This window comes from Neorhizobium sp. T25_27, from assembly GCF_002968565.1.
Taxonomy (GTDB): domain Bacteria; phylum Pseudomonadota; class Alphaproteobacteria; order Rhizobiales; family Rhizobiaceae; genus Neorhizobium; species Neorhizobium tomejilense.
Genome location: NZ_PVBJ01000014.1, coordinates 1 through 11,458, shown reverse-complemented (window position 1 = coordinate 11,458; position 11,458 = coordinate 1). Strand labels below are relative to the sequence as shown.

The 11,458-nt window shown below is 61.6% G+C and carries 14 protein-coding genes; 2 read left to right on the top strand and 12 right to left on the bottom strand.

What is annotated here, in order from left to right; genetic code table 11:
* Positions 1–134 precede the first annotated feature (134 nt).
* The 10 genes from sucD to sdhC form a co-directional block, all read right to left on the bottom strand.
* Positions 135–1,040: a succinate--CoA ligase subunit alpha gene (gene sucD / locus C5J24_RS27855; protein ID WP_046665078.1), complete on the bottom strand. Its 906-nt coding sequence runs from the start codon at positions 1,038–1,040 to the stop codon at positions 135–137.
* 19 nt (positions 1,041–1,059) lie between these two features.
* Positions 1,060–2,253, bottom strand: coding sequence for an ADP-forming succinate--CoA ligase subunit beta (gene sucC, locus C5J24_RS27850; protein WP_046665079.1), 1,194 nt, complete (start codon positions 2,251–2,253; stop codon positions 1,060–1,062).
* Between the two features lie 36 nt (positions 2,254–2,289).
* On the bottom strand, positions 2,290–3,252 hold the full coding sequence (mdh, locus tag C5J24_RS27845; RefSeq protein ID WP_007757753.1) for a malate dehydrogenase: 963 nt from the start codon (positions 3,250–3,252) through the stop codon (positions 2,290–2,292).
* A 176-nt stretch (positions 3,253–3,428) separates the two neighbouring features.
* Positions 3,429–4,592 carry a cell division protein ZapE gene (gene zapE / locus C5J24_RS27840; RefSeq protein ID WP_105422619.1) on the bottom strand — a complete coding sequence of 388 codons (1,164 nt, stop codon included), beginning with the start codon at positions 4,590–4,592 and terminating at the stop codon, positions 3,429–3,431.
* A gap of 30 nt (positions 4,593–4,622) precedes the next feature.
* A complete protein-coding gene (locus C5J24_RS27835; protein ID WP_046637470.1) occupies positions 4,623–5,162 on the bottom strand; it encodes a protease inhibitor Inh/omp19 family protein in 540 nt (179 codons plus the stop codon).
* A 187-nt stretch (positions 5,163–5,349) separates the two neighbouring features.
* On the bottom strand, positions 5,350–6,129 hold the full coding sequence (locus C5J24_RS27830) for a succinate dehydrogenase iron-sulfur subunit (protein ID WP_007757759.1): 780 nt from the start codon (positions 6,127–6,129) through the stop codon (positions 5,350–5,352).
* Positions 6,130–6,138: 9 nt separating this feature from the next.
* A complete protein-coding gene (locus tag C5J24_RS27825) occupies positions 6,139–6,480 on the bottom strand; it encodes a succinate dehydrogenase (protein ID WP_105422617.1) in 342 nt (113 codons plus the stop codon).
* Between the two features lies 1 nt (position 6,481).
* Positions 6,482–8,323, bottom strand: a complete 1,842-nt coding sequence (sdhA, locus tag C5J24_RS27820) for a succinate dehydrogenase flavoprotein subunit (protein WP_105422615.1) — start codon at positions 8,321–8,323, stop codon at positions 6,482–6,484.
* A gap of 7 nt (positions 8,324–8,330) precedes the next feature.
* Positions 8,331–8,711, bottom strand: a complete 381-nt coding sequence (gene sdhD / locus C5J24_RS27815) for a succinate dehydrogenase, hydrophobic membrane anchor protein (RefSeq protein ID WP_105404581.1) — start codon at positions 8,709–8,711, stop codon at positions 8,331–8,333.
* Positions 8,712–8,722: 11 nt separating this feature from the next.
* Positions 8,723–9,115 (bottom strand): succinate dehydrogenase, cytochrome b556 subunit, encoded by a 393-nt coding sequence (gene sdhC / locus C5J24_RS27810; protein ID WP_046637443.1) that lies wholly within the window; start codon positions 9,113–9,115, stop codon positions 8,723–8,725.
* Positions 9,116–9,403: 288 nt separating this feature from the next.
* On the opposite strand from sdhC, the gene C5J24_RS27805 reads away from it, so the two are divergent.
* On the top strand, positions 9,404–9,829 hold the full coding sequence (locus tag C5J24_RS27805) for a hypothetical protein (RefSeq protein WP_105422613.1): 426 nt from the start codon (positions 9,404–9,406) through the stop codon (positions 9,827–9,829).
* A gap of 54 nt (positions 9,830–9,883) precedes the next feature.
* On the opposite strand, the gene C5J24_RS27800 is transcribed toward C5J24_RS27805, so the two are convergent.
* A complete protein-coding gene (locus C5J24_RS27800; RefSeq protein ID WP_105422611.1) occupies positions 9,884–10,252 on the bottom strand; it encodes a helix-turn-helix domain-containing protein in 369 nt (122 codons plus the stop codon).
* Positions 10,253–10,376: 124 nt separating this feature from the next.
* Between C5J24_RS27800 and C5J24_RS27795 the strand changes: the two genes are divergently transcribed.
* A complete protein-coding gene (locus C5J24_RS27795; protein ID WP_105422609.1) occupies positions 10,377–10,961 on the top strand; it encodes a glutathione binding-like protein in 585 nt (194 codons plus the stop codon).
* Positions 10,962–11,005: 44 nt separating this feature from the next.
* Here C5J24_RS27795 and C5J24_RS27790 read toward each other — a convergent pair.
* Positions 11,006–11,458: methyltransferase (locus C5J24_RS27790; protein WP_105422607.1), on the bottom strand; the 453-nt coding region annotated here is incomplete at its 5' end.

Sequence of the window (11,458 nt, the reverse complement as noted above, 5' to 3'; positions counted from 1 at the left end):
GGCGGTCACGCGTCTCCAGAAATTGAGACACGCAAAACATGGACAGGCGAAACAATGTGGCGCTTCGCCTGTCCGAAGCTTGTCGGATCAATCGCCACCTATCTATCTAGGCGGCGAGTGTCCTTTATGTGGCGTCAGCCCTTGAGGACTTCAACCAAGGTCTTGCCGAGACGGGCCGGGGACGGCGACACCTTGATGCCTGCCGATTCCATTGCCGCGATCTTCGATTCTGCGTCGCCCTTGCCGCCGGAAACCACTGCACCGGCATGGCCCATCGTGCGGCCCTTCGGAGCGGTGCGGCCCGCGATGAAGCCGGCCATCGGCTTGCTGCGGCCCTTCTTGGCTTCGTCCTTCAGGAACTGCGCCGCGTCTTCTTCCGCCGAACCGCCGATTTCGCCGATCATGATGATCGAGGTCGTGGCTTCGTCAGCGAGGAACATTTCCAGCACGTCAATGAACTCTGTGCCCTTGACCGGGTCGCCGCCGATGCCGACAGCGGTGGTCTGGCCGAGGCCTTCGTTCGAGGTCTGGAACACGGCTTCATAGGTCAGCGTGCCCGAGCGGGAAACGATGCCGACCGAGCCCTTGCGGAAGATCGAGCCCGGCATGATGCCGATCTTGCATTCTTCCGGGGTCAGGATGCCCGGGCAGTTGGGGCCGAGCAGTCGCGACTTGGAGCGGTCGAGGCGAGCCTTGACGCGGACCATGTCCATGACCGGGATGCCTTCGGTGATGCAGGTGATGAAGGGAACTTCGGCTTCGATCGCTTCGATGATCGCGTCCGCGGCGCCTGCCGGCGGAACGTAGATCACGGTCGCGTCGGCGCCGGTCCGTTCTCTGGCTTCAGCAACCGAGGTGAAGATCGGCAGCGCCGTACCGTCGACGCCGGACGACCACGATTCGCCACCCTTCTTGGGATGAACGCCGCCCACCATCTTGGTGCCGTAGTAGCCGAGCGCCTGTTCCGTGTGGAAGGTGCCGGTCTTCCCGGTCAGGCCCTGGACGATGACCTTCGTGTCTTTGTTAACGAGAATAGACATTGATTCCGGTCCTTCCAGGTTAGGCTTCGATCGCCGCGACGATCTTCTTCGCCGCGTCGTCAAGATCGTCAGCCGCAGTGATCGCGAGACCGGACTCGTTGAGGATTTTCTTGCCGAGTTCGACATTGGTGCCTTCGAGGCGCACCACCAGCGGAACCTTCAAGCCGACTTCCTGAACCGCAGCGACAACGCCTTCGGCGATGACGTCGCAGCGCATGATGCCGCCGAAGATGTTGACGAGGATGCCCTCGACCTTCGGGTCCGCGGTGATGATCTTGAAGGCCGCAGCCACCTTCTCCTTGCCGGCGCCGCCGCCGACGTCGCAGAAGTTGGCAGGCTCCTTGCCGTAGAGCTTGATGATGTCCATCGTCGCCATGGCGAGACCGGCACCGTTGACCATGCAGCCGATATTGCCGTCGAGCGCGACATAGGCGAGGTCCCACTTGGAGGCTTCGATTTCCTTGGCGTCTTCTTCGGTCTCGTCGCGCAGCGCCTTGACGTCGTCGTGGCGGAAGAGCGCGTTGCCGTCGAACGACATCTTCGCGTCGAGAACGCGCAGGTGGCCGTTCTTCATGACGATCAGCGGATTGATCTCGAGAAGGGCCATGTCCTTCTCGTTGAAGGCCTTGTAGAGCAGCGGGAAGAGCGACTTGGCATCTTCGCCGGCAGCGCCGTCGAGTTCCAGAGCCTTGGAGATCGCGGCGATATCCGCAGCCGTCACGCCGGCTTCCGGGTCGATGGCGATCGTCTGGATCTTTTCAGGCGTGTCGTGGGCAACGGCTTCGATGTCCATGCCGCCTTCGGTCGAAACCACGAATGCGACGCGGCCGACCGAGCGGTCCACCAGCAGCGAGCAATAGAGTTCGCGGGCAATGTCGGCGCCGTCTTCGATATAGAGGCGGTTGACCTGCTTGCCTGCTTCGCCGGTCTGCGCGGTCACCAGCGTGTTGCCGAGCATTTCCTTGGCATGCGCCTTGGCTTCCTCGATCGAGAAGGCCAGGCGAACGCCGCCCTTGGCGTCGGGGCCGAGTTCCTTGAACTTGCCCTTGCCGCGGCCGCCCGCATGGATCTGGCTCTTGACGACGTAAAGCGGACCCGGCAGCGACTTCGCAGCAGCCTCGGCCTCGTCAGCCTTGAGGATCGCAACACCTTCCGCAACCGGCGCGCCATAGCCCTTCAGCAGAGCCTTGGCCTGATATTCATGAATGTTCATGGGTTTGTCCCTGTTTCGATGACTTCAGCGCGTCAATTACTTGAGAGCCGGGGCGATGTTGATGCAGGCTTCGCAGAGGCCGGCAACGGCGCCGACGGACTTCTGGAAGGCAGCTTCTTCGTCCTTGTTGAACTCGACCTCGATGATGCGCTCGACACCACCGGCGCCGATGATCGTCGGAACGCCGACATACATGTCCTTCACGCCGTACTGGCCGGAGAGATAGGCGGCAGCCGGCAGAACGCGCTTCTTGTCCTTGAGGAAGGATTCGGCCATTTCGATCGCCGAGGCGGCCGGCGCGTAATAGGCCGAACCGGTCTTCAGCAGGCCGACGATTTCGGCGCCGCCGTCACGGGTGCGCTGGATGATTTCTTCGAGACGTTCCTTGGTGACCCAGCCCATCTTGACGAGGTCGGTGAGCGGCACGCCGCCGACGGTCGAGTAACGGGCGAGCGGCACCATCGTGTCGCCATGACCGCCGAGAACGAAGGCGGTGACGTCCTGGACGGAAACGTTGAATTCTTCGGAAAGGAAGAGGCGGAAGCGGGCGCTGTCGAGCACGCCGGCCATGCCGACGACCATGTTCTTCGGCAGGCCCGAGAACTTCTGAAGAGCCCAGACCATCGCGTCGAGCGGGTTGGTGATGCAGATCACGAAGGCGTTCGGGGCATATTTCTTGATGCCGGCGCCGACCTGTTCCATGACCTTCAAGTTGATGCCGAGCAGGTCGTCGCGGCTCATGCCCGGCTTGCGGGCGACGCCGGCGGTGACGATGCAGACATCGGCGCCTTCGATAGCCGCATAGTCGCTGGCGCCGGAAAGCTTGGCATTGAAGCCCTCGACCGGGCCGGACTGGGCGATATCGAGGCCCTTGCCCTGCGGGATGCCGTCAGCGATGTCGAAGAGGACGATGTCGCCCAATTCCTTCAGGCTGGCGAGATGTGCCAGCGTTCCACCGATCATGCCAGAACCAATAAGTGCGATCTTCTTGCGCGCCATCGAAAAGCTTCCTTTCGAGATCCGAATCCATGGCAGACTACGGCTCGCCTACCAACGTGCCAGACCGCATACCGCCATCCGCCCGAAATGGCAATCGATTATTTCCGGCCCAACTTTTTCAATCGGTTAGATGTTAAAACTCTTACGTAAACGTAAGAGTTTCTGTCACCAAACCGTTAAAGTCGGCGGCGCTTTTCCTGGTGCAGTGCAAGATAGCCCGGGCTGCGCATCTCAAAAAGACGCGAGACGGTGCGGTCGAACTCGAAGCCTTCTGTGCCTTTTCGCTCCAGGAGGATATGTTCCGGCGCGGTCGCGGCGGAAATATAGAGCCGGACCGCGTGGTCGTAGAGCGCATCGACGAGGTTGATCAGCCGCTTGGTTTCATTGCGCTTCTCCGGCCCGAGTTGCGGAACGCGCTCGACGAAGATCGCGTCGAAGCGATCGGCGAGCGCCAGATAGTCCGACGCCCCAAGCGGCTTGCCGCAGATGTCCTTGAAATCGAAGCGCGCCGCCCGTCCGACGGCGGAGGGCACGTGGATGCTGCGGCCCTTCATGGGGATCTCGGCAGGCGCCGCCTTCTTGCCTTCAGTCACCTGGTGCCAGGCGGATTCCATCGCGGCGTCGGCGCGCGCATCAAGCGGCGTCACGTAGACCGGCAGGCTTGCTTGCTTCTGCATGCGGTAGTCGTTGGGCGAGTCGAGGGTGACCACGTCCACGTAGCGGTTGAGAAGCGCGATGAACGGCAGGAACAGCCCGCGGTTCAGCCCGTCCCTGTAGAGATCGCCGGGGGCCACGTTGGAGGTCGCGACCAGCACGCAGCCGAGCCCGAACAGCTCCGTGAACAGCCGCGCCAGGATCATCGCATCGGTGATGTCGGTGACCGAGAATTCGTCGAAGCAGAGAAGCTCGGCTTCCGCAAAGAGAGCGGCAGCGACCGGCGGCACCGGATCGGCCTGCTTGGTCTCGCCGCGCTTCAGCTTCTGGCGATGGTCGTGAATGCGATTATGCACATCCGCCATGAACTCGTGGAAATGCGCCCGGCGCTTCTTTGTCGTCGGCGCCTTCTTGAAGAACATGTCCATCAGCATGGTCTTGCCGCGCCCGACGCTGCCATGCACGTAAAGCCCGCGGATTTCGCGCGGCCGCCCGCCGCCCTTGGCGAAAAGCCAGCCGAGCGCACTCTTCTTCTTCGCAGGTCCCGTCTCGCGAAGGCAGGTCAGCAGATGGTCGAGCTTGGCGGCAACCGCCAGCTGGGCTGCGTCAGCGGTCAGCACACCCGACACAGTCAAAGCCTTCAGCTCCTCGCCGACGCTCGTCGTGTATTCGGGAATGGGTTCCAACCGGACGCCCTCGATACTGCGGGGAACCGCTTAGCGGCTGAGGCTGACCGGCTGGCCGGAGTTCATCGTACCGTCGAAGCGGTTCTCGGCGCTCTTGTAGACGCGTCCGATCACGTCGCCGGCCCGGTTCTTGAACTGAACCATCTTGCCCGACACGTCCCAGGAACCCATCGCCGTCAGTTCGCCGGCACAGCCGCGGGTACCGCCGCGCGAACCGCCGCCGAGATTGGTGAGTGTCAGGAACATGTCGCAGGACGAACCGGAATTGGACACACGCCAATTGCCGACCATCGCTTCCTTCTTGATGTCGAGCGCAGTCGCAGGCGGTGCTGCATTGGCCGACGCCATGGCAGGATTTGCGCCGGGCGCGCTCGGGAACTGGGAGGAACCGGCAGTGCCGGGAGGCGGCGGCAGCTGCCCGCCCTGAACGGACGGCACGGGCTGCGCCTGAAGCGGCGCTGGCTGAGAGGGTTGGGCGGGCAGATCGCTATAAGGGCTATAGGATGTGCGCTGGCAACCGGCCAGTGCCAAGGCAAGAACAAGTCCCGTCGCCACGTATCTGAACTGCATCATCTAACTCCTGCTTTCAGCTTGACCCGCCACCGATGCCACTGAATTGAGACCGAATTATCGTAAACCACCTTGGTTAATCAAGTCGTATTGGAACAATTCGGCATGGCTGATCAAGAAGAATGCTGCAATGCATCCGGTCCCGCCGACGCGGGGACCGGATGAGGCATCAAATGTCGAGAACGCCTCAGACGCGACGCTCGACCATCATCTTCTTGATTTCGGCGATCGCCTTGGCCGGGTTCAGGCCCTTGGGGCAGGTCTGGGCGCAGTTCATGATCGTGTGGCAGCGATAGAGCCGGAACGGATCCTCAAGATTGTCGAGGCGCTCGCCCTTGGCTTCGTCGCGGCTATCGATCAGCCAGCGATAGGCCTGCAGCAGGGTGGCCGGGCCGAGATAACGGTCGCCGTTCCACCAGTAGCTCGGACAGGAGGTCGAGCAGCAGGCGCACAGGATGCACTCGTAGAGGCCGTCGAGCTTCTGGCGGTCTTCGTGGCTCTGCTTCCATTCCTTGGCCGGCGGCGGCGAAACCGTCTTCAGCCAGGGCTCGATCGAGCGGTGCTGGGCGTAGAAGTTGGTGAGGTCCGGAACCAGGTCCTTGACCACAGGCATATGCGGCAGCGGATAGACCTTCACGGTGCCCTTCACGTCGTCCATGCCCTTGGTGCAGGCGAGCGTGTTGGTGCCGTCGATGTTCATGGCGCAGGAGCCGCAGATGCCCTCGCGACAGGAGCGGCGCAGCGTCAGCGTCGGATCGATATTGTTCTTGATGTAGAGCAGACCGTCGAGAACCATCGGGCCGCAATCGTCGACATCGATGTAATAGGTGTCGATGCGCGGGTTCTGGCCGTCATCCGGGTTCCAGCGGTAGATGCGGAATTCCCGGACGTTCTTGGCGCCGGCCGGCTTCGGCCAGGTCTTGCCTTCGGTCATCTGAGAGTTCTTGGGAAGAGCGAGTTCAACCATGGTAAGATCCTAGTTTGCCGACAGGAATTCTGTCTTCACATAACCCTTGCAACCACCGAACAGAGCGTTGCTCGCGCGGACGAAAGCCACTGCTCCAGATCGCTCCAGTACTTCCGCCCGAGTGCCCGGATCGACTATGCAAGCGAGGTCCTTGGACATGAACTGATTGCCAACAGCCAGGGAACTATGCGCGGCTTTGGCCGCCTTGGCCGAATTCCAAACTCCAACATCGTTGAAACTGGCCGCCGTGGTGCTACCCGGAGCGCGCAACTTGTAGCGATCGGCCGTCAGGGCAGAAGACGCCACCGTTAGAGTAATCGCGACGACCGACAGAAAGACCGTTTTTTTCATTCTAGTACACTCGCGCTTTCGGCTCGATCTTGTGTGGATCGATGCCTTCGGCGATGAGCTCGGTGTGAACCGGGCGATAGTCGAGCTTGACGTCGCCGTTGTCGCTGACCCAGGCGAGCGTGTGCTTGCGCCAGTTCTCGTCGTCGCGGCCGCCGAACGGGCCGGATGTGTAGTCCTCGCGGGCGTGGGAGCCGCGGCTTTCCTTGCGGGCTTCCGCGCCGACCACCGTGGCGATCGCGTTCGCCATCAGGTTTTCGAGTTCCAGCGTCTCGACCAGGTCCGAATTCCAGATCATCGAACGGTCGGTGACCTTGATGTCCTTCAGCTCGCCCCAGATCGCCGACATGCGCTTGCAGCCCGATTCCAGCGATTCCTGCGTGCGGAACACGGCGGCGTCGTCCTGCATGGTGCGCTGCATCTTGTCGCGCAGCACCGCGGTCGGCGTGCCGCCATTGGCGTTCCGCAGGCGGTCGAAACGCTCCATGATCTTGTCGCAGGCGGCGATGTTGAGCGCCGGGATCGGCTCGGCCTTGTTGATCACCTCGCCGGCGCGGATCGCCGCAGCGCGGCCGAAGACCACGAGGTCGATCAGCGAGTTGGAGCCGAGGCGGTTGGCGCCGTGAACCGAGGCGCAGCCCGCTTCGCCGACGGCCATCAGGCCCGGCAGCAGGCGCTCCGGATTGTTGCTGTCGGCGTTGAGCACTTCACCCCAGAAATTGGTCGGGATGCCGCCCATGTTGTAGTGGACGGTCGGAAGAACCGGGATCGGCTCGCGGGTCACATCCACGCCTGCGAAAATCTTGGCGCTCTCGGAAATGCCCGGCAGACGTTCGTGCAGAACGGCCGGATCGAGATGGTCGAGATGCAGGAAGATGTGGTCCTTGTTCTTGCCGACGCCGCGGCCTTCGCGGATTTCCAGCGTCATGCAGCGCGAGACGACGTCGCGGGAAGCGAGGTCCTTCGCCGACGGCGCGTAACGCTCCATGAAGCGCTCGCCCTCGGAATTGACGAGGTAACCGCCTTCGCCGCGTGCGCCTTCGGTGATCAGACAGCCGGAGCCATAGATGCCGGTCGGGTGGAACTGCACGAATTCCATGTCCTGCAGAGGCAGGCCGGCGCGAGCCACCATGCCGCCGCCGTCGCCGGTGCAGGTATGGGCTGATGTCGCCGAGAAATAGGCGCGGCCGTAACCGCCGGTCGCCAGCACCACCATCTTGGCAGCGAAGCGATGGATGGTGCCGTCGTCGAGGTTCCAGGCGACGACGCCGGTGCAGCGGCCGTCATCCGACATGATCAGGTCGAGCGCGAAATATTCGATGAAGAATTCCGCGTTGTTCTTCAGCGACTGGCCGTAAAGCGTGTGCAGGATGGCGTGGCCGGTACGGTCCGCCGCGGCGCAGGTGCGCTGCACCGGAGGGCCGGCGCCAAAGTTCTGCATGTGGCCGCCGAACGGGCGCTGGTAGATCTTGCCTTCTTCGTTACGGGAGAAAGGCACGCCGTAATGCTCGAGTTCGTAGACGGCCTTCGGCGCTTCCATGACCATGTACTGCATGGCATCGACGTCGCCGAGCCAGTCGGAACCCTTGACGGTGTCGTAAAGGTGCCACTGCCAGCTATCCGGCGTCATGTTCTGCAGCGAGGCGGCGATGCCGCCCTGGGCGGCCACGGTGTGCGAGCGGGTCGGGAAGACCTTGGTGATGCAGGCGGTCTTGAAACCCTGTTCGGCCATGCCGAGCGTGGCGCGCAGGCCAGCACCGCCGGCGCCGACGACGATCACGTCATAGGAATGGTCGACATAGGTATAGGCCTTGCCGTTCTGGGCGATGGGTGTGACGGATGCCATGACGGGGTTATCCTGCAAATGCGATTTTCAGGACGGCGAAAAGACAGAGGCCGCCCACCGCGAGGGAAAAGAAGGCGTTGAGGATCAGAAGAACGATCTTCGTGATTTCGGAATGGATATAGTCCTGGATGATCTCTTCCATGCCGAGACGCATGTGGATGATGCTGGCGATGACGGTCAGCCCGTTGATCGTCGCGACGAAGGGATTGGCGAGCGCGCCGACCACTTCGGCATAAGGCCTGCCGCCATAGGCGATCAGGAAGACGACATAGAAGAGGAGAAGCGGGACGAGGGCGAGCGACGTGGTCCGAACACGCCAGAAATGCTCCGTGCCGCTCTTGGCCGAGCCGAGGCCGCGAACTTTTCCGAGAGGAGTGCGCATATCCATGATCGATCCTCTCAGCGAACGATGAGCACGATCGCCCAGACCAGAACGGTCAGCGCGATGGATGCCACGAGATTGGCCTTGGCGAGCATGGTCGAGAATTCCTTCTCAAACCCGTAGCCGATATCCCACATGATGTGGCGCAGACCGCCGAGCAGATGGTGAAGAAGGGCCCAGGTATAACCGAACAGGACGATCTGGCCGATGATCGAGCCGAACAGCCAGTTGACCTGGTTGAAATATTCCTCGCCGGACGCGGCCGCGATCAGCCAGGCGGCGACCAGCAGCGTGCCGAAGTAGAGCGCCGCACCGGTAATGCGGTGAACGATCGACATCGCCATGGTGGGAATAAATTTGTAGATTTGAAGATGCGGCGACAGGGGCCGGTTATTTGTCACATTCGCCATCAGAACCTCGCGGCGTCGTATGCGGTATCAAGAGCGGGTGCCCGGCAATGCACGCGATGCCGAAGAAATGTGCATTGCATCATTGGCGTGGTTTAATCGTACGAATGTCGGACGACAAGAACAATTCAAACGGATTTCCAATTTAATCGATTGTGGCTTTCTCGGGGCTGGCGCGGTGCAAACCCGGCTGTCACATTAACCAGGATTTCGAAAGATTTCGTTGCCGTCGGGACGGGAGGAGCCGATTTATGATAACGTTTCGTTAATCATATCCTCCGGAGTTTCGCCATGATCGCGAATCGCATCAAGCCTGTCCTGGTCGCCGCGGCCCTTTTTGCGTCGCTCGCATCCGCCACGAACGCCCGCGACGGCCGGAGCGATCCCGACGGCAGCGTCTACCGCCTGGCAAGCAATCGCTGGACGGAGCGGGAGGACCGCGCGTCGGACGTGGAAAGCTTCCGCGTCTTCTATACCGGCACGGCATCCTTCGTCCGCCGGCTCGGCATTTTCAGCGGACCGCTGCAGGCTCCCCCGATCCCCGACTTCGGCGTCCATTTTGCGCGCTATTTTTCGGAAGACTACTGGTGGGCGCAGCAAGGCCGCGTGGTGCTCGCGCCCAAGGCCAAGATCATCGATGTCGACAGCGGTCTGCGGGGCTTCGGAAACGCCTGCTCCTACGAAGCCGGCGTCTGCGTCATCCGTGGCGGAAACTGAGGGGCTGAGACGAGTTCAGCGGCGTCATCGCAGCATGAGCCACCACAAATCGTTTCACGATGTACGGACGTCATATTGAAGGCGATTGCCTTCGATTTCCAGCTGATGGGCTGCCGCCCAATGGGCAAGCTGATGCGCGGTCTCCGCCAGCGAGTGCCCGAGCGGCGTCAAAGTGTATTCGACCTGCGGCGGAGTGCTGTGGTGAACGGTACGTTCGACCATACCGTCGCGCTCGAGCGTCTTGAGTGTCCGCGTCAGCATCTGCTGTGAAATACCGCTGACATACCGCTTGATCCCGTTGAAACGTCGTGAACCCGACATCAATGCAACGACGACCTGGATCGTCCATTTGTCACCCACCCGGCTTAGAATCTCGCTGACAGCTTTGCAGTCGGCTCCTGCCGGCTTGGTGGTCACATCCATCTGACCAGCTCCTAAAAATATGCTTTTGACGGGTATTATTTGGTCCCATAAATGGCGGTGGTCAACATTGTAGACCTTCCTCGCTAAATCATTGCTGAGGCAGGCCTATCGCAAGGAGACCACCATGAACCTTTTCTACTACCCTGCGGCCTGCAGCCTGGCCGATCATATCGCCCTCATCGAGACCGGAACTGCCTACAAGCTCCTCAGCATAAACCGTGAAAAGAAGACCGAGGACGGCCGAGATTTCTTGTCGATCAACCCGAAGGGCTACATCCCGACCCTTGAGCTCGATGACGGAACGATCCTGACGGAAAACCAGGTCATCCTGAACTATATTGCCGAACGGAGCGGCAAGCTTCTGCCGGAGGGCGGCATTGCCCGGTGGCGGACGCTGGAGGCACTCGCCTTCATGTCGTCCGAAATCCATGCGAACTATGTCCCCTTCTTCAAGGACTTCCCGGAACCGGAGAAGGTGCGTGCCCGCGAAAAGCTTGCGAAAGCCTTCACCATCCTTGCCGACCAGATGGGCGACAGGAAATTCCTGATCAGCGACGAGATGACGATTGCCGACTGCTATTTGTTCTGGGTTCTGATGGTTGCGCCCAGGAGCGGCGTCGAACTGCCGGCTCGCCTGCGCAACTGCTTCGCGCATATGAAGGTGCGCCCCTCCGTGATCCAGGCGTTCGCCGAGGAGGGATTGGCCTGATCACCCGGCGATAAAGCAAATCGGCAGCACAAGCTCCGCACCAACTACCCAAACCGCCAGACGGTCGTTTCCTTCACCTCGCTGTCTTCCAGCGCCCGGGTGACCGGCACCTGATAGACCGCCAGCGACTTGAGCCTGTCCTTCGGAAGGTAGCTGCGGCCGGGATCGCCGACCAGAACCAGCTTTCCCTCGCTCGCAAGCCGCGTCAACCAGGGGATCAAGGCAGCCGCGAAATCGCGGTCGTAGAAGACATCGCCGGCAAGAATGACATCCGCCTCGACAGCCTTGCCGATCTGGTCGGCGGCGGTCGAGCGCATCGCCACCCCGTTCTCCGCAGCATTCAGCGCTATGGCGCTCGCGGCCCAGGGATCGATATCCGCGGCCAGCACCTCGGCGGCGCCGGCGAGCCGGGCGGCAATCGCTACCAGGCCGGAGCCGCTGGCGAAATCGAGCACACTTTTGCCCGCGACCGTTTCCGGATGATCGAGGATATAGCG